This window comes from Neisseria montereyensis (assembly GCF_024834045.1).
GTDB classification, from domain to species: Bacteria; Pseudomonadota; Gammaproteobacteria; order Burkholderiales; family Neisseriaceae; genus Neisseria; species Neisseria montereyensis.
Map to the genome: position 1 here is coordinate 234,105 of NZ_JANUXW010000003.1, position 24,897 is coordinate 259,001.

20 protein-coding genes are annotated in these 24,897 nt (G+C 46.5%); 17 read left to right on the forward strand and 3 right to left on the reverse strand.

Annotation, left to right across the window (positions count from 1 at the left end; genetic code table 11):
* Positions 1 to 108: 108 nt before the first annotated feature.
* Entirely contained in the window at positions 109 to 972 is an 864-nt protein-coding gene (locus tag NXS09_RS05420; RefSeq protein ID WP_259291540.1) for a tetratricopeptide repeat protein, read from the reverse strand.
* Between the two features lie 299 nt (positions 973 to 1,271).
* On the opposite strand from NXS09_RS05420, the gene radA reads away from it, so the two are divergent.
* The 9 genes from radA (at position 1,272) to NXS09_RS05465 (ending at position 13,208) form a co-directional block, all read left to right on the forward strand.
* The gene (radA, locus tag NXS09_RS05425; RefSeq protein WP_259291541.1) at positions 1,272 to 2,651 is read left to right on the forward strand and encodes a DNA repair protein RadA; all 1,380 of its coding nucleotides are present in this window, start codon (positions 1,272 to 1,274) and stop codon (positions 2,649 to 2,651) included.
* Positions 2,652 to 3,201: 550 nt separating this feature from the next.
* Positions 3,202 to 5,370 carry an ornithine decarboxylase gene (locus NXS09_RS05430; RefSeq protein ID WP_259291542.1) on the forward strand — a complete coding sequence of 723 codons (2,169 nt, stop codon included), beginning with the start codon at positions 3,202 to 3,204 and terminating at the stop codon, positions 5,368 to 5,370.
* Positions 5,371 to 5,485: 115 nt separating this feature from the next.
* Positions 5,486 to 6,799 (forward strand): putrescine-ornithine antiporter, encoded by a 1,314-nt coding sequence (potE, locus tag NXS09_RS05435; RefSeq protein ID WP_259291543.1) that lies wholly within the window; start codon positions 5,486 to 5,488, stop codon positions 6,797 to 6,799.
* A gap of 622 nt (positions 6,800 to 7,421) precedes the next feature.
* Positions 7,422 to 8,285, forward strand: coding sequence for a CAF17-like 4Fe-4S cluster assembly/insertion protein YgfZ (gene ygfZ, locus NXS09_RS05440; protein WP_259291544.1), 864 nt, complete (start codon positions 7,422 to 7,424; stop codon positions 8,283 to 8,285).
* A gap of 148 nt (positions 8,286 to 8,433) precedes the next feature.
* Positions 8,434 to 8,994 carry a DUF4442 domain-containing protein gene (locus NXS09_RS05445; protein ID WP_259291545.1) on the forward strand — a complete coding sequence of 187 codons (561 nt, stop codon included), beginning with the start codon at positions 8,434 to 8,436 and terminating at the stop codon, positions 8,992 to 8,994.
* Positions 8,995 to 9,144: 150 nt separating this feature from the next.
* Complete coding sequence (locus NXS09_RS05450) at positions 9,145 to 10,170, forward strand: hypothetical protein (RefSeq protein WP_259291546.1); 1,026 nt, start codon at positions 9,145 to 9,147, stop codon at positions 10,168 to 10,170.
* 603 nt (positions 10,171 to 10,773) lie between these two features.
* Positions 10,774 to 11,052: a FeoA family protein gene (locus tag NXS09_RS05455; protein ID WP_259291547.1), complete on the forward strand. Its 279-nt coding sequence runs from the start codon at positions 10,774 to 10,776 to the stop codon at positions 11,050 to 11,052.
* Between the two features lie 126 nt (positions 11,053 to 11,178).
* Entirely contained in the window at positions 11,179 to 13,056 is a 1,878-nt protein-coding gene (gene feoB, locus NXS09_RS05460; protein WP_259291548.1) for a ferrous iron transporter B, read from the forward strand.
* The gene (locus tag NXS09_RS05465) at positions 13,056 to 13,208 is read left to right on the forward strand and encodes a FeoB-associated Cys-rich membrane protein (protein ID WP_259291549.1); all 153 of its coding nucleotides are present in this window, start codon (positions 13,056 to 13,058) and stop codon (positions 13,206 to 13,208) included. The genes feoB and NXS09_RS05465 overlap by 1 nt, the downstream gene beginning before the upstream one ends.
* Before the next feature lie 167 nt (positions 13,209 to 13,375).
* On the opposite strand, the gene NXS09_RS05470 is transcribed toward NXS09_RS05465, so the two are convergent.
* Positions 13,376 to 14,065, reverse strand: a complete 690-nt coding sequence (locus tag NXS09_RS05470) for a hypothetical protein (protein WP_259291550.1) — start codon at positions 14,063 to 14,065, stop codon at positions 13,376 to 13,378.
* A 79-nt stretch (positions 14,066 to 14,144) separates the two neighbouring features.
* Between NXS09_RS05470 and NXS09_RS05475 the strand changes: the two genes are divergently transcribed.
* The 5 genes from NXS09_RS05475 to NXS09_RS05495 all read left to right on the forward strand — a co-directional run bounded on the left by NXS09_RS05475 (position 14,145) and on the right by NXS09_RS05495 (position 18,558).
* On the forward strand, positions 14,145 to 14,495 hold the full coding sequence (locus NXS09_RS05475) for an arsenate reductase (protein ID WP_259291551.1): 351 nt from the start codon (positions 14,145 to 14,147) through the stop codon (positions 14,493 to 14,495).
* Positions 14,496 to 14,709: 214 nt separating this feature from the next.
* Entirely contained in the window at positions 14,710 to 15,258 is a 549-nt protein-coding gene (locus tag NXS09_RS05480; RefSeq protein WP_259291552.1) for a carboxymuconolactone decarboxylase family protein, read from the forward strand.
* 117 nt (positions 15,259 to 15,375) lie between these two features.
* Positions 15,376 to 16,479, forward strand: coding sequence for an acyl-CoA dehydrogenase family protein (locus NXS09_RS05485; RefSeq protein WP_259291553.1), 1,104 nt, complete (start codon positions 15,376 to 15,378; stop codon positions 16,477 to 16,479).
* Positions 16,480 to 16,492: 13 nt separating this feature from the next.
* Positions 16,493 to 17,290 carry an ABC transporter ATP-binding protein gene (locus NXS09_RS05490; protein WP_259291554.1) on the forward strand — a complete coding sequence of 266 codons (798 nt, stop codon included), beginning with the start codon at positions 16,493 to 16,495 and terminating at the stop codon, positions 17,288 to 17,290.
* Positions 17,291 to 17,388: 98 nt separating this feature from the next.
* Positions 17,389 to 18,558, forward strand: a complete 1,170-nt coding sequence (locus tag NXS09_RS05495) for an ABC transporter substrate-binding protein (protein ID WP_259291555.1) — start codon at positions 17,389 to 17,391, stop codon at positions 18,556 to 18,558.
* A gap of 108 nt (positions 18,559 to 18,666) precedes the next feature.
* Here NXS09_RS05495 and NXS09_RS05500 read toward each other — a convergent pair whose 3' ends face one another.
* Positions 18,667 to 19,275, reverse strand: coding sequence for a CNP1-like family protein (locus tag NXS09_RS05500; protein ID WP_259291556.1), 609 nt, complete (start codon positions 19,273 to 19,275; stop codon positions 18,667 to 18,669).
* 217 nt (positions 19,276 to 19,492) lie between these two features.
* Here NXS09_RS05500 and gyrA point away from each other — a divergent pair, with 217 nt between their 5' ends.
* The 3 genes from gyrA (at position 19,493) to NXS09_RS05515 (ending at position 24,827) form a co-directional block, all read left to right on the forward strand.
* Positions 19,493 to 22,306, forward strand: coding sequence for a DNA gyrase subunit A (gene gyrA / locus NXS09_RS05505; RefSeq protein ID WP_259291557.1), 2,814 nt, complete (start codon positions 19,493 to 19,495; stop codon positions 22,304 to 22,306).
* Between the two features lie 88 nt (positions 22,307 to 22,394).
* Positions 22,395 to 23,111 carry a tRNA (guanosine(46)-N7)-methyltransferase TrmB gene (trmB, locus tag NXS09_RS05510; protein WP_259291643.1) on the forward strand — a complete coding sequence of 239 codons (717 nt, stop codon included), beginning with the start codon at positions 22,395 to 22,397 and terminating at the stop codon, positions 23,109 to 23,111.
* 387 nt (positions 23,112 to 23,498) lie between these two features.
* A complete protein-coding gene (locus NXS09_RS05515) occupies positions 23,499 to 24,827 on the forward strand; it encodes a DEAD/DEAH box helicase (protein ID WP_259291558.1) in 1,329 nt (442 codons plus the stop codon).
* Positions 24,828 to 24,897: the final 70 nt, after the last annotated feature.

Sequence of the window (24,897 nt, forward strand, 5' to 3'; positions counted from 1 at the left end):
TTAGAGGCCGTCTGAAAAAGTCGACATCAACAATAAATAAATTTTATCCAAGTTTTAAGCAAGACGGACAAACAAATAAGTTACCTTGGTATAAACTAAACCACGGTTTTATTGTTGAGGTTGGAACTCCGGCTCGGGTTTTTCTATAAAATCTTGTTGCGGCTGTTCCACCACTTCGGCATTAATCAGCCGACAGGCATCTTCATCGCCACCTTTACAGGCCAGTTCAAACAATGCTTGGGCTTTTTCAACATTTTTTACAACGCCGCGGCCGTCAAGATACATACCGCCCAAATTATATTGGGCAATGGTATTGCCCTGATCGGCTGCCTGCGTATACCACAAAGCCGCTTTTTCCGCATCGGCGGCCACACCTTCGCCGGAATCATACATAAAGCCGATTTCCGCCTGCGCTTCCACCAAGCCTTGGCGTGCCGCCTTTTCATACCATTGCGCCGCTATCGGCATATTTTTTTCAACGCCCGCACCTTGTGCATACATATAGGCCAGATTTTTTTGCGCCGTACTTTCACCGTTTTCGGCAGCCTTTTGAAACCATGATAAAGCCTTCTGATAATCCTGCTTCACCCCATATCCGTAGAAATACAGGCGGCCCAGGTTATTTTGGGCATATGTATTGCCCTGCTCGGCGGCTTTGCTATACCAAGATAGCGCCCTTTTCAAATTGGCTTTAACACCACGCCCTTCCTGATACAGCATACCTAAATTGGCTTGGGCATCAGCATGCCCCTGCCGTGCCGCACGCTGATACATCTTCGCGGCAGCCGCATCATCTTTTTCAATACCGTCTCCGGTTTCATAAGCCAGCGCCAATTCATATTGCGCCTGCTTATCGCCCGTAGCCGCCAGCTTTTGGCGCAATGCGATTTCTTCCGCTGTGGCAGCAAAGGCGGAAAAAGCCAAACCGCATAAAATGATTCCTACTGTTAAGCGAGTTTTAATGACATTCATTTCTTTATTCCCGTTACAATATACGCGAAATAAATAATAACAAACTTGATATACCGCTTAATCATAATCATGACATACGGGCATTTTTTGGCACTATAAGGTTATAAATAATGCATTTTGCAACTTATTTTTAAATGTATAAGCCTAAAACGCCAATCAACCGAATTCGTTTCGTTATAAAAGAAAATATTTTTCAGACGACCTGAAAGTATTTATCAAACCGTAACGGATAAGCAGGGCTTCCGTTATAATTCCAAATTTACCCAAGAAACCAATTTACCGAACCAATAGGATTTTTTATGGCCAAGGCACCGAAAACCGTTTACCAATGCAGCGAATGCGGCGGAACCACGCTCAAATGGCAGGGCAAATGCCCGCATTGCGGCGAATGGAATACGTTGCAGGAAAGCCTGGCCGCGCCCGAACCGAAAAATACCCGCTTTCAATCTTGGGCGGCCGACAGTGCCCATGTTCAGGCACTCTCCGAGGTAACGGCCATCGAAATACCGCGCCAACCTACCGGCATCGGCGAACTTGACCGTGTGCTTGGCGGCGGTTTGGTCAACGGGGCGGTGATTTTGCTGGGGGGTGATCCGGGTATCGGGAAATCGACATTGCTGTTGCAAACCATCGCCATGATGGCGGCAGACCGCAAAGTGTTGTATGTATCCGGTGAAGAATCCGCGCAACAAGTCGCCCTGCGTGCGCAGCGGTTGGGCTTGCAAAGCGACGGGGTCGATTTATTGGCGGAAATCCGCATAGAAGCGATTCAGACGGCCTTAAAACAACATGAGCCTGCCGTAGTCGTGATTGATTCGATTCAGACCATGTATTCCGACCAAATCACATCGGCGCCCGGCTCGGTTTCGCAAGTGCGCGAATGTGCCGCCCAATTAACCCGCATGGCCAAACAGATGGGGATTGCTATGATTTTGGTCGGCCATGTCACCAAAGACGGCGCCATTGCCGGCCCGCGCGTATTGGAGCATATGGTCGATACGGTTTTGTATTTCGAGGGCGACCAGCATTCCAACTACCGAATGATACGCGCCATAAAAAACCGTTTCGGTGCTGCTAACGAGTTGGGCGTATTCGCCATGACCGAACACGGCTTAAAAGGCGTATCCAACCCCTCGGCGATTTTTCTGGCCAGCTACCGAGATGACGTGCCCGGTTCTTGCGTATTGGTGACACAAGAAGGCAGTAGGCCGTTATTGGTCGAGATTCAGGCCTTGGTAGATGATGCACACGGTTTCACCCCCAAAAGGCTGACGGTCGGGCTCGAACAAAACCGTTTGGCGATGCTATTGGCCGTCTTAAACCGCCATGCCGGCATTGCCTGCTTTGACCAAGATGTGTTTTTAAACGCAGTCGGCGGCGTTAAAATCAACGAACCGGCCGCAGACTTGGCCATTATCCTCGCCATGCTTTCCAGCTTCCGAAACCGCCCGCTGCCTGAAAAAATGGTCGCTTTCGGCGAAATCGGCCTTAGCGGCGAAGTGCGCCCTGTTGCCCGCGGTCAGGAACGCTTAAAAGAAGCGGAAAAACTCGGCTTCAAACGTGCCATCGTGCCCTATGCCAACCTACCCCGCAACCGTAAAGATTTTCCGGGTTTACAGATAGACGGCGTGAGCAGTTTGCAAGAGGCGGTTGAAATATGTAGGAATGGGGACGGATAAAATACAGATAAAACAATATCCTCCTAACCTTATAATATTATTCTATATATGATATTTTGATATATGATATTTTGATATTGTCAAAAACGGCAATATCCCGCTCTTATACTTCACATCAAGCCGTCTGAAATTCAGACGGCTGTTTTGATAACTATCTCGACTTATCAATAGCTAATTACTTATAACTATCTAATATTCAAACTAATTTTTAATATATGTAATCAATAACTATAGAATTATTTAATACTTAATAGTTTAAGTAAAATGATGAACTTTTCTTGATATAGCTTCTTCTTAGGTAAGTAAATGCCCTAGAAAAATTATCCCTTTTGTATTTTATTTCGCTTTTAAAATAAAAATAAATTATTGTTTTTATTATCTATTTACTCAATTTAAATTAAATAAAAATATTTTTATTTTGATCGGATACACAACTTAAAAATACCTCGATACCAAATTCGTCGTCATATTTTTTGTAGTGCAAACCGGTACACCTGTATTTCTTTAATGTGTACAACATAAGAAGTTTCTAACCAACAGGAGTGGCAAAATGAAATATTTGAAAATTGCAGCCTGCCCGTCCGTTCGAGACGGCTTTATTACCGATTATGAGATTGTCGATACCCACCATACGGATTTTACCAATATCGGTGCGGTTGCCGTTTCGGCCGAACATGCCAAAGAAGTGGTGAGAAAAGTAAAGGAAACCGGTTTCGGTATTCCGATATTTATCGCTTTGCAACCGGATGAAGAAATCCCCGAAGGGGTTTTGCCTGCTTTAAGCGGTGTTTTCCAACTCGGCTTCGGTAACCGTCATTTCTACGGCAAACAGATTACCGCCGCCGCCGAACAATACGAATCCAAACTTGCCCCTCCGTTTTTCAATGCCTTAAAAGCCTATACCCAACGCGGCTATTCTGCTTTCGACTGCCCCGGCCATCAGGGCGGACAATTTTTTTCCAGACACCCCACCGGCCGTGAGTTTTTTAATTTCTTTGGCGAAACCCTGTTTCGTGCCGACTTATGTAATGCCGATGTCCGTTTGGGCGACCTTTTGATTCATGAAGGCCCGGCATGCGAAGCGCAGCAGCATGCCGCCAAAGTTTACAATGCCGATAAAACCTACTTCGTTTTAAACGGTACATCGACTTCCAATAAAGTGGTTACCAGCGCCTTATTGGCAAAAGACGACTTGGTTTTATTCGACCGCAATAATCATAAATCCATCCATCTCGGTGCTTTGATGATTTCAGGTGCCGTTCCGGTTTATCTGCAAACCGCCCGCAACCCTTACGGCTTTATCGGCGGGATTGATTCCAGCTGTTTTGAAGAACAATATATTCGCGAAGAAATCCGCAAAGTTGCCCCCGAACGCGCCGATGAAGAGCGCCCGTTCCGATTGGCGATTATCCAGTTGGGCACTTACGACGGCACCATCTACAATGCGCGGCAGGTTGTCGACCGTATCGGCCATCTTTGCGACTATATTTTGTTTGATTCCGCTTGGGTCGGTTATGAACAATTTATTCCGATGATGAGCGAATGCTCGCCTTTGCTGCTCGAATTGAATGAAAATGATCCGGGCATTATCGTGACCCAATCGGTGCATAAACAGCAATCGGGCTTTTCGCAAACATCTCAAATTCACAAAAAAGACAAACATATCAAAGGGCAAAAACGCTATTGCAACCATAAACGCTTTAATAATGCCTTTATGATGCATGCTTCCACCAGCCCGTTTTATCCGATGTTTGCCGCTTTGGATGTCAACGCCAAAATACACGACGGCGTTGCCGGGCGGAAACTATGGCGCGATTGCGTTGCCGTCGGTGTGGAAGGCCGCAAATTGATTTTGAGAAACTGTTCGATGATTAAACCTTTCGTGCCCGACTATGTCGACGGTGTACGCTGGGAAGATTATCCCACCGAGCAGATGATTGACGACCTACGCTTTTTCAAATTCGAGCCGGGTGCCAAGTGGCATGCTTTTCCGGGTTATGTGAAAGACCAATATTTTGTCGATCCGTGCAAATTTATGCTGACCACGCCGGGCATTAATGTGGAAACCGGCGAATATGAATCTTTCGGTATCCCCGCCACCATCTTGGCCAACTTCTTGCGTGATAACGGCATTATTCCTGAAAAATGCGACTTGAATTCGATTCTGTTTTTGCTGACGCCGTCTGAAAACATGGCCAAAATCCAGCATTTGGTCGCCATGATTACCCGCTTCGAGCAACATATTAAAAACGACAGCCCGATGAGTGAAGTATTGCCGGGTGTTTACAGCCGTCATGAGTCTTATTACAAAGGCTATACCATCCGCCGCCTGTGTCAGGAAATGCATGATTTCTATGCCCGCAACAATATGAAAGAGCTGCAACGGGAAATGTTCCGCTCGGACAGCTGGCCGAAACAGGCCATGAGTGCCTATGACGCCCAACAGGCCTTAATTCGCAATCAGGTGAAACTGGTTAAGCTGAGTGAAATCGAGGGTGAAATTGCTGCCGAAGGAGCGCTGCCCTACCCGCCCGGCGTACTGTGTACCATTCCGGGTGAAGTCTGGGGCGGTGCGGTGCAGAAATATTTCCTTGCCTTGGAAGAAGGCATTAACAGCCTGCCCGGTTTCGAACCTGAGATTCAAGGGGTTTATCTGCAATCTCAGGAAGACGGCAGCCGCCGTGCCTTCGGCTATGTCATCGATAAAGAAGCAGACTGATACACAAACAGGCCGTCTGAATATTCGTTTTGATAAACACTGTTTTCAGACGGCCTATTCTGCCTTTCTTTTCTCAAACAATTCCTTTTAACAATTAAAAGAAAAGGATAGCATCATGGCAAATTCCAGAAGCAAAATGAGTGTGTTACAGCTCACTATCCTCACTGTGGTCAATATGATGGGTTCCGGCATTATTATGTTGCCGAGCAAATTGGCGCAGGTCGGCACTATTTCGATTTTATCTTGGCTGGTGACTGCCGTCGGTTCTATGGCTTTGGCCTATGCGTTTGCCAAATGCGGCCGCTTTAGTAAAAACACCGGCGGTATGGGCGGCTATGCCGAGTATTCGTTCGGTAAATCGGGCAACTTTATGGCCAACTATACTTATGCGGTATCGCTGCTGATTGCCAATGTGGCCATCGCAATTACCGCAGTGGGCTATCTCAGTGTGTTTATGGGTTGGAATCTGTCGCCGTTGCAAGTTGCCCTGATGACGATTGCGTTTGTTTGGGCAACGATGGCGGCAAACTTTGGCGGTGCTTCCATTACCGGCAAAATCAGCAGCATTACCGTTTGGGGCGTGGTGATTCCGGTTATCGGCGTTTCCTGTATCGGTTGGTTTTGGTTTAGCGCCGATATGTATGCCGGTGCATGGAACCCGCATAATATGCCGCTTACCCAAGCCGTTCCGGCTTCTATCGCGATTACCTTATGGGCGTTTCTCGGATTGGAATCGGCTTGCGCCAACTCCGAAGCGGTGGATAATCCTGAGAAAAACGTTCCGATTGCCGTGCTGGGCGGAACCTTGATTACGGCCATTATCTATATTGTTTCGACCAATGTGGTGGCGGGTATTATTCCTAATGCGCAATTGGCCGCCTCAGACGCGCCGTTCGGTTTGGTTTTTGCCACTATGTTTAACCATACCATTGGTCAGATGGTGATTGCATTGATGATTATGTCTTGCACAGGCTCCCTGCTCGGCTGGCAATTTACTATTGCGCAAGTATTTAAAGCCGGTGCCGACGAAGGTTATTTCATCAGGCCTTTCGGCGTTGCCACCAAACACAATGTACCGATTGTCGGTATGTTGATTATTGCCGCCGTTCAAACTGCATTGGCGATGATGACCATCAGCCCGAGTTTGGGCAGACAATTTGATATTTTGGTGAATCTGGCAGTGGTTACCAATGTGATTCCTTATATTTTATCGATGTCATCCATTATTGTTTTACAAAAATCGGCCCATGTACCTGCCAGAGAAATGATAGTGACCAATATTATTGCGTTTATCGGTAATTTATACAGTTTTTATGCCTTATACAGTTCGGGTATGGAAGCGATGTATTGGGGCAGTCTGGCCGTATTTGCCGGTTGGGTACTCTACGGTAAGGTGGTTTCCAAAAAATATGATTTGAAAGAATCCTAGCAATGACATTTGATTAAAATAGGCCGTTTGAAATCTTTTTAAATATTTTTTCAGACGGCTTGATGTTTTCAAAAAAATGGCGGCAGCCTGATTTTAAAAGAGTTTCCCGCATTATTCACAAAAGCTGTGGATAAATTTGTGGATAGTCTGTGAAATTGTCGTATTTGCCCCGATAAATCAGGCCTTGCACACAATTGCCCAAAAATTAAGCCAATTAATAAATTTTATATTTATCAAAAAGTTACATAGTATTTCATCTTGTCAAGTATCTTCATGGCTATTTTGGTAAATCAATTGTGACGCCATGTGGATAAATATTTGACCACTTGACAAAGCCGCTGGAAATAATAACCCTGTCAAGCCAAGTATTTATCATAACGAATCTTAAATATTGCTTTCAGACGGGCTAATATCTTACCCGATAATATCTTAATTTATTACCATTCGGAATGATGTATCTGAAAGCGTATTGACATGATTTTTTTCTTTTTCAGAATCCGTAAACATGAGCCGGATTTTATTTGATAATATCATTTTGGCATTAAAGATGAGGCGCTTGGTTATTCGAGCTGTTTGGCGATAGAATACCCATATATAACCCCACACACTAAGGATAAGTTTCATGCAGACCCGTTTACCTTTTTTCGGTATTGTGCGCGTATCCGGAGACGACCGCGCCACTTTCCTACACGGACAGCTTTCCAACGATATTAACAATCTACCGCCTAACCAAGCCTGCTATGCCACTTATAACACGCCCAAAGGCCGCGTAATCGCCAATATGGTGGTGCTCAACCGTGGTGAAGATTTATTATTGGCGATGGCTGCCGATTTGGTGGAAACCGTTGTGAAACGTTTGCGGATGTTCGTATTGCGTGCCAAAGCGGTTTTTGAACCGTTGCCGGGCTATGCCGCTGCAGGCAGCTTACCGGATGATATACCGCCCCACGCTGCCGAAGCACCTTCGCTGGCGTTTCCCGCTACCGAAGAAAACGGTGTCTGGCAGATTGCCCTGCCCCATCAAGGCCGTCTGAATATTGGTGCCGAAGAGAATCTGCCCGCATACGATAAAGGTGTGGAAAACCTTTGGAATGTACACGAAATCACCAGCGGCTATCCGTGGATTAGCGCCGCAACCACGGAAACCTGCGTCGCCCAAATGCTCAACCAACACACTATCGGCGGCGTACACTTCAAAAAAGGCTGTTATCCCGGCCAAGAAATCATTGCACGGGCGCAATACCGCGGACAGGTAAAACGCGGCTTGGCGGTATTATCGGGCACGGCATTGGAAGCAGCCGGAGCGGCGGTAATGCACAATGATGAAGATGTCGGTTTATTTATTAATAGTGCGCTTACCGAAACCGGCAGCATCAGTTTGGTGGTGATCAAGTTCTCAGCCGCCGATATCGACCTCACCGATTCAGACGGCCATATCTTGAAACAAGAACGGCTGTTTTTCCAACCGGAAGCCAAAGCATCATAATAAAAATAAGCATTCTGTTTCAGACGGCCGTCTGAAACAGAATGCGCTTATCATTATAAAAAAGAATTGGGGATTTATCCCATTATACTTAAACAATATTCGCCCTTTTGCCGTTAACCACATCAACCGGATATGTGCACAAACCATTATGCTTAAAATGAGAATCCGCACCGACAGTGCCAAATTTACCAAATTTTTATTGAACATCTGGCCGCCGTTATTTTTCAGCGGCATCCATATTACCGAGCTTTCCGATGATTTCCGACACATGAAAGCCACCCTCAAAGACTGGGCCAGCACACGCAACGTTCACGGTGCCCAATTCGGCGGCAGCCTGTTTGCGCTAACCGATGCCTCTTATTCCGCCATGCTCAACGGCATGATAGGCAAACGTTATTATGTTTGGGATAAATCCGCCCATATCGACTTTATCAAGCCCGGCCGCGGCGCAGTATTTATTGAGTGCAATATTACCGATGAAATGCTGGAGGATATTTACGAACACACCAAAAACGGCGAGAAATACCTGCCCGAAATGCCTGTCCGTATTTTCGACAAACAAGGCGAAACCGTTGCCATTGCCAAACGGACACTTTATATCCGTCTCAAACCGACGTTCAGACCCAACCCACCGGCCTCTGAAAAAATAGAAGCAAATAACGGCGAAGCAAATAAATCAAAAAAACATACCGATAATACGGCGGTTTAAATAAGCCGCCTATCCGATTTTTCAGACGGCCATAGGTTTGGAACACTATCGACCATTATTTATACCGACATCTTTTTTTACATGGCTTGTAAAGAGTTATTGCGCACGGTTATGATGGCAACGTGTTTTTAATACAGGCCGTCTGAAAAAATGAAACAAGCGTTTATTCTCAGTGATTGCGAACCGCCCGTATGCGAAGAAAAGCCTTACGCACTGCTCACGGCCAATGTTACCAAAGGCCACCACTTTATCGCCCAAACCGAACAACGCCAGCATGCTTTTAATACCCATGTTAATCCGCAAAATCAAAACGTTTACCGCTTCGGTTTGGAAATGTTCAGAAAGCCTTATCATGGTCAGGCCAATAGCGTGAATATTGAAAACAATTTAGAGGTCAACAATCTCTATACGCTTTCCTTTGTCGAAGGCAACGGCGGTAATCAATATAATCTGGAAAACTGGTTCAGCCGTTATGAAAGCGGCTATGAAGATGCCTGCAATATGCTGAAAACCATCCGCAGCGGCAAGCAGAAAGTCCCCCAAGCCTTATGGCGGATTTTGCAACTGAAAATGCTCGGCATTTTCCGCAACCCCTATAACCACAACAGCCTGTTCGCCAATCATTTGCATAAAGCCATATGGCGGCAACTACCGCATATCAGCACTGAGTTTGTGACGCTGATTGCCGCCCGCCCACACGAACGTGTCGCACGGATACTGCAAAATTTTGCTTTTTCCCCCGACGGCTACACCCGCTGGCTGGCCAATCTTTACGGCATGCTCAGCGACGGAGTGATGCAGCCTTCGGTATTCGAACGCTTGTTTGCCGCCGTGTTTGCCGATCCCGACAGTGTAAAAATCGAATTATTCCGTTACAGCGAAGAATCGGACTGCTGTTTTTTTGCCGATACCGGCTTTTGCGTACAATCGTCTAAAGAATTATCCAGTGTCGGCATCAGCATTTCCGCCGATATGTTTGCCATTGTCCATATTCAAAACCGCTATTGGTCGGCGATTAAAAATCATTTTGCCGAACACGTTAGCAAGCGGGCGGAAATGGATGTGACGGTATTCGACAATAATCAACAGCAACGGATAACCTACAACCGACTTTGCGTCCGCGAAGCACGCGAAGCGGTATTCGGCAAGAGTAACCGGCGGGAAGATTATTTTTGATAATAGACTGAGCAATATAAAATCCCCGGCATGTATTGTCGGGGTTTTTTGTTGTTTATCGGTATTGTTTAGTTCAATCCCTTTTAAGCCGTCTGAAAAATATGGTTTTTATGGTAATGAAAAGTTAAAAAATACATCAATATATTCAATTTAAGTAAATTAAACACATATAAAATCAAACTGTTTTTTATTGAATAAGGCAGTTGGGAAAATTTCATAGCTACTATGCAGATATTGACGCATACCAATTACCACGGCAGCTTGGTAAAACCAATATGTTTAGGCGTTAATTTTATTGATAAATATCAAACAATCTTCATTATTTTTAAAAAAAATGAATAATACGATTGCATTTTATATTTTAATCAAGATATTTAATAAATTGATTTTAATTAATAAATATAGATTTTTTTAAAAATTAAATTACGATAACAATAATCATATATAGTAATATTTCCAACTTGGATTGAATATGGATTTAAAAGGGATTAAGATAAAAAATAAATAAGAAAAAATATCAATATTAATTGCATTTAGAGTGAGAATGCCTGTTTCCACCTTGTTTTTAATTTAAATTAATCAACATAAAAAAGGTTAAATACCATGTCTGCCATTCCTCTATCAAATCTTCATAAAGGTGCTTCCGCCTATATCGAATCTATTCAGGAAAACCCTGAGTTCGGCGAACTTGATTTCTTGGTTACACGCCGTCTGAGCGATTTAGGTTTTTCTAACGGTATGTCTTTAAAGGTAATGGCTGTCGGCGGCTTGGGTAAAGGGCCGTTTGCCGTACGTTTGGGCAACCAATCCCAATTTGCCTTGCGCGAGCCCGAAGCTTCCAAAATCATGTGTCGGTTGACGCAAGAAACCCAGCAACAATAAATATTTTATTTTTAAGTGATTTTTAATTTTAAGTTTCAGACGGCTTTATAACTCCGTCTGGAAGATTTATTGTTTTCAAACAGATATCAAAAAATATTTAGTTTTTAGTTTTAGGAGAGGAACCCAATGAGTGCCGAAGCAGTATCTTTAAGTTATTTTGCGCTAATTGGTGCGCCAAACTGCGGTAAAACCGTATTATTTAACGGCCTAACCGGCGCACACGCCAAAGTCGCCAACTATCCCGGTGTGACCGTCGACCGCCGTGAAGGGGTGTTTGTCGACGACAAATCCATTCATATTATCGACTTGCCCGGCACATACAGCCTGCGCACCACCAGCTTGGATGAAGCCGTTGTGCGCAATGTGGTTTTGGGTAAACTCGGCCAACAACCCGATGCGATTATCGCCGTAGCCGATGCCACCAACCTGCGGATGACGCTGCGCATGATGTTGGAATTGAAAACGCTCGGCCTGCCGATGGCAATTTCATTGAACATGAGCGATGTGGCTCGCGCACGCGGTTTGAAAATCGACGCTCAAAAATTAAGCGAACTTTTAGGCGTGCCCGTTTTGGAAACCGTTGCCGTTAGCAAAGACGGTATTCATGCCGTTCGTGAAGCGGTTGCCAAATTACCGCGCCGTTTGGAAAAACCGATTAATCCGGAAGAAGTCGAACAGGTATTAAACAATTTGGACAGTAACCAACTGTATGAACAAGTAGAAGATATCCTGCATCAGGTGGTGCGTACGGAAATGCACATGCCCAACTGGCACCGTCGCTTAGATGCGGTTGTACTGCATCCGGTATGGGGTTTTGCCATCTTATTGGTGATTCTGCTGCTGGTGTTCCAAGCGGTTTATTCTTGGTCGGAACCGCTGATGGATATGATTGAGGGCGGGTTCGGCTCGCTCGGAGAATGGGTCGCAACAGTCATGCCGGAAGGCATTCTGCGGGATATGATTGTTGAAGGTGTGATTGCCGGTTTGGGTAGTGTGTTGGTGTTCTTACCGCAGATTGCCATTTTGTTTGCATTTATTCTGCTATTGGAAGATTCCGGTTATCTGCCCCGCGCGGCGTTTCTTTTGGACAATATGATGTCGAAAAGCGGTTTATCCGGTAGATCGTTCATTCCCCTACTTTCCAGCTTTGCCTGCGCCGTTCCGGCGGTAATGTCGGCACGAACCATTCAAGACCCGCGCGAACGCTTGGTCACTATTATGATTGCGCCGATGTTGACCTGTTCCGCCCGCCTACCGATTTATGCCCTGATTATTGCGGCGGTGATTCCGTCCCAAACGGTATGGGGTGTGTTCAACCTGCAAGGTTTAACCTTATTCGGTTTATATGTGGCCGGTATCGCTTCTGCCGCACTCACTGCTTATGCGATGAAATTGATTGCACGCGGCAAAGGCAGTATTCAGCAATTCCCGCTATTAATGGAATTGCCGACTTACCGTATGCCTAACTTCAAACACATTATGATCAGTTTATGGGATCGGGTGAAAGCGTTCTTAAAACGTGCCGGTACTATTATTTTTGCGTTAACTGTTGTATTGTGGGCGTTAGTAAGCTTCCCTGCCGCACCCGAAGGCGCCACCGGAGCCGCTATTGATTATAGTTTTGCCGGTATTATCGGTCATTATCTCGAACCCATATTCGCACCTATCGGCTTTACTTGGCAGATGTGTATCGCCATGATTCCGGGTATCGCCGCGCGCGAAGTGGTGGTGGCTGCATTGGGTACGGTTTATGCCGTAGGTGCCGGATCGGAAGATGCCGTACAAAATGCGTTGATTCCGATTGTTCATAGTAATTGGGGGTTGCCGACAGCATTCGCCTTCCTAGCTTGGTATATCTATGCGCCGATGTGTATGGCCACGATAGCTGTGATCAAACGTGAAACCAAATCCAGTGCACAAACGGTGATGATTACGATGTATCTGTTTGCGTTGGCTTATCTGTTTGCATTTATTGTGTATCAAGTAACATCGAGGATATTCTAATGGTACAATATATTATTGTCGGCATTATTGTTGCCGCATGCGCATGGTATGTATTGCGTAGATATGTATTCAAACCGAAAAACGCAGCTTCCGCCGCCTGTGAGGGTTGCGACCGCTGCGGCGGAGGCGGTAAAAGCAGCTGCTGCCATTAACCTTGAAAGGTCAAAACAGCAGTATTGACTGCTCCGTATATGAAACAGGCCGTCTGAATATTTTCAGACGGCTTTTTATATTGGATTATTTTAGAAAAAATTTTGAAAAATTTAAACGGCTGCTTTATTTATTATCAAAAAAAGCAGCCGTCTGAAATCTCAGCCTTTTAGCGTAATTCGCGGATATTGCGCCAGCCATCGTTGGTTTTCACCATCGTTGCGGTCATGGTGCGCGACATATCGGGATGATCCCAAGGCCTACCGCCTTTTTCGAGCATTTTTTCCGCCCATTTTTCAGCATCGACTTTAACTTCATAAGATACTTTGGAAATGGTTAAACCGTTAGAAGCTGTCGGCTCGGTAAACCAATTCACTTTCACGACTTTCTGCTTGCCGACACACATTAACGGTCTCATACGGCCGCGTCTGATTTGTTTTTTGCCTTTGTCGGTTAATTCATAAACGGCTACTTTCACGTCACCGCTGCCATTTGGTGCGGCCATGGTTTCCGTTGTTCTTTTCCGATAGAAACCTTCGTCATCCAATACATCTATCTGATCAAGCACCTGCTTATTAACTCTTTTACCGTCTGCATTACGTTCGACAATTCTAATCTGCGGCGCACCAACTACCACGCGGTTATTGGTGATGCCGCTGTTTTGCACATTAAACGTTAACGGTACGCAGATACGTTGTTGTTCTGCATAGCGGTTAATGGCTTTTTCAAAAGCACGATTACTCGCGCCGTTATTATCGGAACAAGCCGACAATAATAAAGCGGCGGAAACGGCGGAAACAGTAAAAATCTGCTTAAACATTGCACACTCCTCAAGCATCCATACAAATGGGAACAGCATAGCGGTTTTTCCCGCGCATGACAAACCCTATGTCCGCCCTTACAATAGAAGCCATCTGAAAAAAACAAACGGATTAATCATGACTACCCTATACGGCATTACCAATTGTAATACAGTTAAAAAAGCCCGCACATGGTTGGATGAAAACCATGTCGGCTATGAATTTGTCGATTTCAAAAAAAGCCCGCCTGATGAAGCCTTGATTAAGCGCTGGCTAAAAGATATTGATCTGGCTGTTTTACTCAATAAGCGCGGTACCACTTGGCGCAAACTCAATAGCGAGCAACAGGCTGCTGCCGAAACCGAAGAAGGTGCCATTCAACTGATGGTTGAAAATCCCAGTTTGATTAAGCGGCCGGTGTTAAACCATAACGGCCATTTCCAAGCCGGTTTTCAGACGGCCTCATATGAAGAAACATTCGGCAAATAAAGCCAAGCCCCCAGGTATTCTGAGGGCTTTTTTAATTGTCTATATAATCATGAGTTCTATGCAAATAATGAATTATTATTTGCATTTAAAACCGAACACCCTAATTATATAGAAGAACTAATATAGGCAGGCATTGTTTGGGAAAATACTATTCCGAATAGTTGCCGCCACCATCTGTTTATTTTAAGTTTTTTCTAGAAAAGGAAACACCTTAATGGCCCGTTTAACCGTACACACCGTCGAAACCGCCCCCGAAGCCGCCAAAGCGCGCGTGGAAGCCGCTTTAAAAACCAACGGCTTTTTGCCCAATCTGATTGGTGTGCTTGCCAACGCTCCGCAAGCATTGGCTTTTTACCAAGAAGTCGGCAAATTGAATGCCGCAACCAGCTTAACTGCCGGTGAAATAGAAGTGGTGCAAATTATTGCCGCTCAAACCAACCAATGCGGTTTTTGTAAAGCCGGCCATACCAAATTGGCTACTTTGAAAAAACTGCTTTCAGAGCAATCGATTAAAGCCAGCCGCGATGCAGATCCGAAAGAGTTTGATGATGCCAAATTGGCTGCGTTGGCAACTTTCACCTTGGCAGTAATGGCCAATAAAGGCGCAGTATCCGATGCCGAATTGAAAGCTTTCTTAGATGCCGGTTATAACCAACAACAATCTGTTGAAGTGGTGATGGGTGTGGCTTTGGCTACTTTGTGCAACTACACCAACAATCTGGCTCAAAGCGATATCAACCCCGAATTGAAAGACTACGCCTAATCAGCCGATATTGTTTGATAAGGCCGTCTGAAATCCATATTCAGACGGCCTGTTTAAAAAACCATCTATTTGTTTTATTTTCCCCCGAATATTTGATGACACATACCGGAGAACCCCATGTCTCGTGACAGCTTGCTGCATAACGTTGCCGAATTGGTTAACACGCAATTAAGACCTTTAGTAGAAGACATCGACCGCAAAGGCCTTTACCCCGAATCTTTTTTACGCGAATTAGGCAAGATAGGCGGTTTTGCCTGTGTCGGCAGCCAAGAAGAAGGCGGCAGCGGTTTGGGATTGGCAACGCAAATCGATGTTTTGCGTGAAATCGGTAAAGCCTGCGGTGCAACGGCATTCTCGGCTTGGTGTCAGGCTGCCTGCGCTTGGTATTTGCACCAAACGCCCAACGAATCGGTGAAACGTTATCTGCCCGATGTGTTGAGCGCCAAAGTATTGGCCGGAACCGGTATGTCGAATACCGTAAAACATCTTGCCGATATTGAAGCGCATTTGCTTCAAGCCAAACCGGCCGACGGCGGCTATATCGTTAACGGCATGTTGCCTTGGGTTTCCAATCTTGGCGACAACCATATTTGGGCCAATGCCGCCCAAACACCCGACGGCTATGTGATGTTTATTACCGGTGCGGAACACGAAGGCGTTTCGCTGATTGAATGCCCGGAATTTTGCGCACTCGAAGGCACGCGCACATTCGGCATTAAATTCGACAATGTTTTTGTACCGCATGAAGACGTTTTAGCCGAGCCCGACCAGTTTGAAGACTATATTAAAATCATCAAACCGGGCTTTATTTTGCTGCAAAACGGTATGGCGGAAGGCATTATCGACGACTGCCTGAAAGAAATCGAAATCGCCAATGTCGGCAGTGAAACCAATTATTTCCTTGAAAACGGTATCGAAGAATTAAGCAAACGCCACCATACGCTATTGCTAAAAACCAAAAAACTGGCCGATGATGCCGATCAAAATCAAGCCAATATGTTGGAAACCCTGCAATTGCGTGCAGACATTTCCGTTTTAACATTGGATGCCGCTCAATCTGCCGTTTTACATGCCGGTGCCAAAGGCTATCTGATGAGCAGCCCGGTACAACGCCGTGCCCGTGAAGCGGCTTTTGTGGCGATTGTTACCCCCGCACTCAAACACTTATTAAAAGAAATCAGCGAACTCGAGTTTATGGGTAGCGATGAGTTCTCTATTTGAAACGGCCAAAATAATGCATGCACTTTCCGTTCAAAACCTTTCACTCGGTTATCAAGAACAAGGCCGTCTGAAAACCATTTTGCAAGATTTCTCACTGGATATCGCGCCCGGCGAACTTATCAGCCTGCTCGGCCCCAGCGGTGTCGGCAAATCATCGCTGCTGCGGGTGTTGGCCGGGCTAAACCGCCCGCTTGAAGGTAGCGCCAGTTTGTTTGGCGAAGCCATAGAAAAACCGCATCCGCGTGTGGGCTTTATGTTTCAGACGGCCTCTTTATTGCCGTGGTTGAATGTGCGCGATAATGTGGCATTCGGCTTGGATTTTAAAAAACAGCCTAAACTTGATGCGGCCGAATTAAATAAACGCGTAGAAAGTGCATTACAGGAAGTCGGCCTCGGTCATGCCGCCGATAAATTCCCCAGCGAACTTTCCGGCGGTATGGCGCAACGTGTTTCCCTCGCGCGTGCACTGGCCCGCCAGCCCCAAGTATTGTTGCTTGACGAACCGTTTTCCGCACTCGACGAAGTTATCCGCACCCAGATGCAGGATTTATTACGGCAAATTATCCAACACCGCCAAACCGCCGCCGTGATGGTAACGCATGATATTGACGAAGCCCTATTGGTTTCCGACCGCATTATCCTGATTGGCGGCATGCCCGGCCATATACTCGGCATCTGGCAGCCGGAATACAGTTTCCCTCGCCATGACAAACTATGGGAAATGAGCATGATGCGCAGTGAAATCCTAAAATCGCTACACGACGCGCAACAATACAATATTCAAGCAAACACTGTTGATTTTATTATTTAATTCACCATAAAAACCCTAGCATAAACACCGGTTTTCAGACGGCCTGATTGTAAAACGGTTTATCAATATTCAGGCCGTCTGAAAATAGGAATATGCTCATGCACACCCGCCGCGACTTTCTCAAACTTTCCGCACTCTTCACCGCAAGCGCCGCCCTGCCGTTGCTGCAAGCCTGTACTCAGCGTGCCGCTGCCGAACCCGATGCCCCGCTCACCATCGGCTATCTGCCGATTCTGGATGCAACCCCGCTCTTAGTGGCACACGGCAACGGCCTGTTTCAACAAAACGGCATTGAAACGGTAAAACCCGTTTTGTTCCGCTCTTGGGCCAGTTTGGTAGAAGCGTTTCTGAGCGGTCAGGTGAACCTTATTCATGTGCTTTCCCCGATGAGCGTTTGGATGCGCTACAGCAGCAAAGCCCCGGTGCGCGCGCTGATGTGGAACCATACCTGCGGCTCCGCCCTAACCGTCCGCCCCGAAATCGAAAGCGTACATGATTTACAAGGGCAAACCGTGGCGATTCCGTTTTGGTATTCGATTCACAATGTGATTGTGCAGCAGATGATACGGCAGGCCGGATTAGAAGTGGTTGAAAAAGACCCCCAAGCCGGGCAAATACGCCTGGCCGTTATGTCGCCCTCCGATATGGTGCCCGGCTTGGCTTCCGGCCAGATTGGCGGCTTTATTGTGGCCGAGCCGTTTAACGCATTGGCAGAAGCCAAAGGCGTAGGCAAAGTGCTGCGCTTCAGCGGCGACATCTGGAAAGACCATGCCTGCTGCCTATCGATGATGCACGATCACGATATTCAAAACCGCCCGGATTGGGTTCAGGGCGTGATCAATTCATTGGTACAGGCTTCCGCATGGGCGAAGAGCCACCGAGTGGAAACCGCCGCCCTACTCGCCAAACAAGGCATTCAAAAATATACCCCCCACGATGCCGCCGTTTTACGCAGCGTGTTGCAGCCGGAGCCGGTAGTTTGGGCCGAATACAACCGCGACGGCGCCATCCACCACCCCGAATGGCACCAACACCGGATTGATTTCCAACCCTATCCGTTCCCGTCTTACAGCGAAATGCTGATAAAACTGCTACAACAAACACACCTCGCCGGCGTCAACCAATTTCTACTCGACTTAAATCCGGCAGAAGCTGCAGAAGTTTTGTTCGATACCCGATTTGTGGAAAAAGCCCTTAATCAACAAAATCTTACCGGAACATTCAATCTGCCCGAAAATTTACGACGGCGGGAAGTTTTTGAACTTTGAGTTCATCGCGATTTGGATAGGTATTTTTATCTTATTTTAAATAAAGGGGCCGTCTGAAATATTTTCAGACGGCCTCTTTTCAATAAATGCCTTTATCTATAAAAACAGTTATTTATACAAATTACGCAAAGTAAGATTCCTATCTCCGGCACGTTGTATTATCCGTTCGCGCAAACCCTCTGCTGTCGAAGGCTTGCCGTCTTCGCAGAATGAACGATAAAGCACACCGTGTATCGGGTCGGCATCATTTAAAATTGATCCAATCGATTTCCATTCGCCCTTTCTCAAAGGAATCCAGCGTTTGTTTACCGTATCGCCGTATGCATATACTTTAAACGACGAACGTTTGCTGGCATCTTTGGAAAATGATGTCGTGGCTGCGCAGAAAAGGCCTTCGGCACTCAGGTTGTCATAACCACGGCTCGAGCGGGCATTTAATATATAACGGATACTGCCGTCTTCGGCGGGGGTGATACTCTCTAATAAGATTCTCGGCTGTCCGTTAAAAGTATTACCTGCATAAATATCGAACCAGCCCTCGCTGTTCATATCCGGAAAAGCTGGTAAAGGTAGCTCGGCTTCTTTAAATTCGCGGGCGTTTTTTTCCGCCTCGCTTTCCTGATAACGGTCATTAATGAGTGCGTTTTTCATGGCGCGGGGTGCGGCAAATGCCTGAGCGGCCATTAAAACCGAAGCGCATAAAAGAATACGGCGCATTGCGCGTTCTCCTAAAGTTGGTATGTCGGTATTGTAAAGGTGTTGGGCTTGAAGGTGCAACCGAATAGGCCGTCTGAAACAGATGTTTACGATAAATAACCATACTATCATGATGGCGTAACATCTTCATCATAAAGATTCTTTGCTATCCACCAATCCAAGCCGGTTTCATGTTAAAATTACGCCAAATTATTCCGAATAAAATATCTAACTGATTATGACCGACGCAACCATCCGCAACGACCATCACTTCGCAAAAGAAACCATCCCCATCAGCCTTGAAGACGAAATGCGCCGCAGCTACCTCGATTACGCTATGAGCGTTATCGTCGGCCGCGCGCTGCCTGATGTTCGGGACGGTTTAAAACCGGTGCACCGCCGCGTTTTATACGCCATGCACGAATTGAAAAACAACTGGAACAGCGCTTATAAAAAGTCTGCCCGTATTGTCGGCGACGTCATCGGTAAATACCACCCTCATGGCGACAGCCCCGTTTATGAAACCATTGTGCGTATGGCGCAGCCGTTTTCGCTACGCTATATGTTGGTTGACGGTCAGGGTAACTTCGGCTCGGTCGACGGCGACGGTGCCGCTGCCATGCGTTATACCGAAATCCGTATGGCGAAAATCGCCCATGAAATGTTGGCCGATATCGAAGAAGAAACCGTTAATTTCGGCCCCAACTACGACGGTAGCGAACACGAGCCGCTGGTTTTACCCACCCGTTTCCCCGCCCTGCTCGTTAACGGTTCTTCCGGCATTGCCGTCGGCATGGCCACCAATATCCCCCCGCATAATCTAACCGATACCATCAATGCCTGCCTACAGCTATTAGAAGACCCGGAAACCGATATCGAAGCGCTAATCAGCACCATTAAAGCCCCCGATTTTCCCACCGGCGCGACTATCTACGGCTTAAGCGGTGTACACGAAGGCTACAAAACCGGCCGCGGTCGTGTGGTAATGCGCGGTAAAACCCATATCGAACCCATCGGCAAAAACGGTGAGCGTGAAGCCATTATTATTGATGAAATTCCCTATCAGGTGAACAAAGCCAAGCTGGTTGAAAAAATCGGTGATCTGGTGCGTGACAAAACACTGGAAGGCATTTCAGACCTGCGCGACGAATCCGATAAATCGGGTATGCGTGTCGTTATCGAATTAAAACGCAACGAAAACGCCGAAGTTATCTTAAACCAGCTCTATAAACAAACCCAGCTGCAAGACAGTTTCGGTATCAATATGGTGGCTTTGGTCGACGGCCAGCCGCGCCTGCTGAATCTGAAACAAATTTTGTCGGAATTTTTGCGCCACCGCCGTGAAGTGGTCACCCGCCGCACCTTATTCCGCCTGAAAAAAGCCCGTCATGAAGGCCATATCGCCGAAGGTAAAGCCGTTGCGCTATCCAATATCGACGAAATGATCCAACTGATTAAAGAGTCGGCCGACGCCCCCGAAGCCAAAGAAAAACTATTGGCACGCCCTTGGCAGTCCGGCTTGGTGAGCGACATGCTTTCGCGTACCGATTTGGATTTGCAAATGGCACGCCCGGAAGGTTTGCCCAAAGGTTTAGGCTTGCAAAACGGCGGTTATTTTTTAAGCGAAATACAAGCCGATGCCATTTTGCGCATGAGCTTGCGCAACCTAACCGGATTGGATCAAGATACCATTATTGCCGACTATAAAAATATCATGGAACACATTATTGATTTTCTCGATATTTTGGCAAAACCCGAACGCGTTACCCAAATCATTCACGAAGAATTGGAAGAAATCAGAAGTGGTTTCGGCGATGAACGCCGCAGCGAAATCAATCCGTTCGGCGGCGACATTGCCGATGAAGATTTGATACCGCCGCGCGAAATGGTGGTTACCCTCACCCATAGCGGCTATATCAAAACCCAACCGACCACCGATTATCAGGCGCAACGCCGTGGCGGGCGCGGTAAACAAGCAGCAGCCACCAAAGACGAAGACTTTATTGAAACCTTATTCGTTGCCAATACGCATGACTATCTGATGTGTTTCACCAACTTCGGCAAATGCCACTGGATTAAAGTGTACAAACTGCCAGAAGGCGGACGCAATAGTAGAGGTCGGCCGATTAATAACGTCATCCAATTGGATGAAGACGAAAAAGTCAGCGCTATTTTAGCTGTGCGTGATTTCCCGGAAGACGAATATGTATTCTTCGCCACTGCACAAGGCATGGTGAAAAAAATCCAGTTAAGCGCATTTAAAAATGTCCGCAGCCAAGGCATCAAAGCGATTGCCTTAAAAGAAGGCGATTCATTGGTCGGCGTGGCCAAAACATCGGGAACCTGCGACATTATGCTGTTTTCGAACTTGGGTAAAGCCATACGCTTTAATGAATACTACGAACGTACCCATGAAACCGATGATGAATTGGATGGCGAAGATTCAGACGGCCTGAACGATAACGGCAGCGATGAAACCGAAACCGATGACGGCAACGATACGCTGGTGCTCAAAGGCAATGGTGTTCGCCCGTCCGGACGTGGTAGCGGCGGCCTACGCGGTATGCGCTTGCCCAAAGACGGTCGCATCGTCAGCCTGATTACTTTCCCGCCCGAATCCGAAGAAGAGGATCTGCAAGTCTTAACCGCGACTGCCAACGGCTATGGCAAACGTACACCGATTAGCGATTACAGCCGCAAAGGTAAAGGCGGACAAGGCAATATCGCTATCAATACCGGCGAGCGAAACGGCGATTTGGTAGCGGCCACCTTGGTTGCCGAAGCAGATGATTTAATGCTGATTACCAGCGGCGGCGTATTGATTCGCACCAAAGTAGATCAAATCCGCGAAACAGGCCGTGCCGCTGCCGGTGTGAAGCTGATTAACTTAGATGAAGGCGAAACCTTAGTCAGCCTAGAGCGCGTTGCCGAGCCTGAAGAAGACGAAGAAAACGAAACCGATGTGGCTGCCGAAAGCAACCATGAAGAAAATCCAAACGGTGAAGCCTCTTCTTCCGATTCTGATGATGAAGCCAATAAATCCGAAGAGTAACAAACAATAATGTTTGCAGAGGCCGTCTGAAAGCATTTCCAAACTTTCAGACGGCCTTTAATGATGAATAAAGACAATATATAAAATGATGACTGAAAACAACGAAACCCAGCACCAACCTTCAGATGCCGAAAGCCCCAAACGCGGCATCCGCAGCTTCGTATTACGCCAAGGCCATATGACCGCCGCCCAACAACGTGCCATTGATACCATGTGGCCGCAATTCGGCGTTGACTATCAAACACAAACACTGGATTTAAACACCTTATTCAACCGCCCTAATCCCAAAGTATTGGAAATCGGTTTCGGTATGGGCACGGCCACTTTAGAAATCGCCAAAAGGCTGCCCGAAAAAGATTTTCTGGCTATTGATGTGCACGGCCCCGGTGTCGGTAATTTATTAAAGCTAATTGAAGAAGAAAAAGTCAACAATATCCGCGTGATGCGTCATGATGCTGTCGAAGTAGTCGATAATATGCTGGCAGATAACGCCCTGGATGGTATTCATATTTTCTTCCCCGACCCATGGCATAAAAAACGCCATAACAAACGCCGTTTGATCCAAATTCCTTTTGTTGCAAAATTACTGCCAAAACTCAAACCGGGCGGCTATATCCACTTGGCAACCGATTGGGAAGAATATGCAGTGCAAATGCTTGAAGTATTAAACAGTTTTGAAAGCTTGCAAAATACCGCCGAAGAATATGCCCCTACACCGGCATACCGTCCGGAAACCAAGTTTGAAGCGCGCGGCAAACGCTTAGGGCATGGTGTTTGGGATTTGGTTTTTGTTCGTCATGAATAATCCTCTTCAATTAATAAAGGCCGTCTGAAAACCGTTTAGTTGGGTAGTTTCAGACGGCCTTTATTGAAATATTTTATCCATCGCTTTGAAATTAAATTTGTTTCACTTGACTAAACATTTATAAAAATTTAAAATTGAAATCTTTGCTTTGAAGCCATCGTCTTCAGCCAACTTCCTTCGAGCCTGATTAAAGGCTTTCTGATTTGCTTTTATCATTATGTATCTAAAGCAATACCTTGCAGGTTGTCGCCGATGTTAACTACAGGCCAACAGTGTCTGCGACAACCCTGCGTATATCATTTTTTATGTGCGTACGTTATCTTTAGCTTCAAGACCGTTTGAATATTTCAAACGGGAAATGTGTTGTTGTGTCCGTTCAGGAAAAACATGTCTTTAAAATTTACCGATTTAAACCTCGATAAAAACCTCTTATCTGCTCTAACCTCTGCCGGTTACACATCCCCTACTCCCGTTCAAGCACAAGCCGTTCCCTATGCCTTAGAAGGCCGCGATATTATGGCTTCGGCACAAACCGGTTCGGGTAAAACCGCCGCTTTTTTATTGCCGACTTTACAGCGTTTGATGAAACGCAGCGAAAAACCCGGTAAAGGCCCTCGCGCATTGGTACTCACCCCTACCCGCGAATTGGCCGCGCAAGTTGAAAAAAATGCCCTCACTTATTCTCAAAATATGAAATGGTTCCGTACGGTCAGTATTGTCGGCGGTTCTTCTTTCGGCTATCAATTGCGCGCCTTAAGCAAACCGATTGACTTGGTTGTGGCCACTCCGGGCCGCTTGATGGATTTGATGAGAAGCGGAAAAGTCGACTTCAACCGCCTTGAAGTGCTGATTCTCGATGAAGCAGACCGTATGTTGGATATGGGCTTTATTGAAGATATCGAAACCATTGTTGCCGCTACTCCGGAAGACCGTCAAACCTTATTGTTCTCGGCAACATGGGATGGCGCAGTAGGCAAGTTAGCACGCAAACTCACTAAAAATCCTGAGGTTATCGAAGTAGAACGTGTCGACGACCAAGGTAAAATCGAAGAGCAGCTTATCTATTGCGACGATATGCGCCACAAAAACCGCCTGCTCGACCATATTCTGCGCGATGCCAATATCGACCAGTGTGTTATCTTTACATCGACAAAAGCCATGACCGAAGTTTTGGCAGACGAATTATATGAAAAAGGCTTTGCCGCCAACTGCCTGCATGGTGATATGCCGCAAGGCTGGCGTAACCGCACATTGATGGATTTGCGTAAAGGCCGCTGTAAAATTTTGGTAGCGACAGACGTTGCCGCACGCGGTATTGATGTACCAACCATTACCCACGTTATCAACTACGACTTGCCCAAACAGGCAGAAGATTATGTTCACCGTATCGGCCGTACCGGTCGCGCAGGCCGTACCGGCTTAGCGGCAACTTTTGCCGAAGTCAATGAATACATTAAGGTTCATAAAATTGAAAGATACCTCAATAGAAAACTGCCTGAAGTGACTATCGAAGGCATGGAGCCGACCAGAAAACGTTCTAAGCCTGCCGGAAAAGGAAAAGGCGGATGGGGCGGCCGCAAATCCGGCGATAAACGCTTCGGCGAGAAAAAATTCGGCGACAAGAAATTTTCAAACAGAAAACCTGCGTCCGGTAAGCCTAAAAGCCAAAGTTCCGGCAGTAGAAGAAAACCGACCGCCGGTAGCTTTATGAAATAATGATGCTTGATATAAACCAAAATCATTAGGTTTAAGGCCGTCTGAATATTCAGACGGCCTGTTGTTTTAA

Bases quoted from the DNA above. Each gene is read 5' to 3' on its own strand.
- NXS09_RS05495 (WP_259291555.1), top strand. From the start codon at position 17,389: ATGCACACCCGCCGCGACTTTCTCAAACTTTCCGCACTCTTCACCGCA.
- NXS09_RS05420 (WP_259291540.1), bottom strand. From the start codon at position 972: ATGAATGTCATTAAAACTCGCTTAACAGTAGGAATCATTTTATGCGGT.
- radA (WP_259291541.1), top strand. From the start codon at position 1,272: ATGGCCAAGGCACCGAAAACCGTTTACCAATGCAGCGAATGCGGCGGA.
- NXS09_RS05445 (WP_259291545.1), top strand. From the start codon at position 8,434: ATGCTTAAAATGAGAATCCGCACCGACAGTGCCAAATTTACCAAATTT.
- NXS09_RS05475 (WP_259291551.1), top strand. From the start codon at position 14,145: ATGACTACCCTATACGGCATTACCAATTGTAATACAGTTAAAAAAGCC.
- NXS09_RS05515 (WP_259291558.1), top strand. From the start codon at position 23,499: ATGTCTTTAAAATTTACCGATTTAAACCTCGATAAAAACCTCTTATCT.
- gyrA (WP_259291557.1), top strand. From the start codon at position 19,493: ATGACCGACGCAACCATCCGCAACGACCATCACTTCGCAAAAGAAACC.
- potE (WP_259291543.1), top strand. From the start codon at position 5,486: ATGGCAAATTCCAGAAGCAAAATGAGTGTGTTACAGCTCACTATCCTC.
- ygfZ (WP_259291544.1), top strand. From the start codon at position 7,422: ATGCAGACCCGTTTACCTTTTTTCGGTATTGTGCGCGTATCCGGAGAC.
- NXS09_RS05480 (WP_259291552.1), top strand. From the start codon at position 14,710: ATGGCCCGTTTAACCGTACACACCGTCGAAACCGCCCCCGAAGCCGCC.
- feoB (WP_259291548.1), top strand. From the start codon at position 11,179: ATGAGTGCCGAAGCAGTATCTTTAAGTTATTTTGCGCTAATTGGTGCG.
- NXS09_RS05465 (WP_259291549.1), top strand. From the start codon at position 13,056: ATGGTACAATATATTATTGTCGGCATTATTGTTGCCGCATGCGCATGG.
- NXS09_RS05500 (WP_259291556.1), bottom strand. From the start codon at position 19,275: ATGCGCCGTATTCTTTTATGCGCTTCGGTTTTAATGGCCGCTCAGGCA.
- NXS09_RS05470 (WP_259291550.1), bottom strand. From the start codon at position 14,065: ATGCTGTTCCCATTTGTATGGATGCTTGAGGAGTGTGCAATGTTTAAG.
- NXS09_RS05490 (WP_259291554.1), top strand. From the start codon at position 16,493: ATGCATGCACTTTCCGTTCAAAACCTTTCACTCGGTTATCAAGAACAA.
- trmB (WP_259291643.1), top strand. From the start codon at position 22,395: ATGACTGAAAACAACGAAACCCAGCACCAACCTTCAGATGCCGAAAGC.
- NXS09_RS05450 (WP_259291546.1), top strand. From the start codon at position 9,145: ATGAAACAAGCGTTTATTCTCAGTGATTGCGAACCGCCCGTATGCGAA.
- NXS09_RS05430 (WP_259291542.1), top strand. From the start codon at position 3,202: ATGAAATATTTGAAAATTGCAGCCTGCCCGTCCGTTCGAGACGGCTTT.
- NXS09_RS05455 (WP_259291547.1), top strand. From the start codon at position 10,774: ATGTCTGCCATTCCTCTATCAAATCTTCATAAAGGTGCTTCCGCCTAT.
- NXS09_RS05485 (WP_259291553.1), top strand. From the start codon at position 15,376: ATGTCTCGTGACAGCTTGCTGCATAACGTTGCCGAATTGGTTAACACG.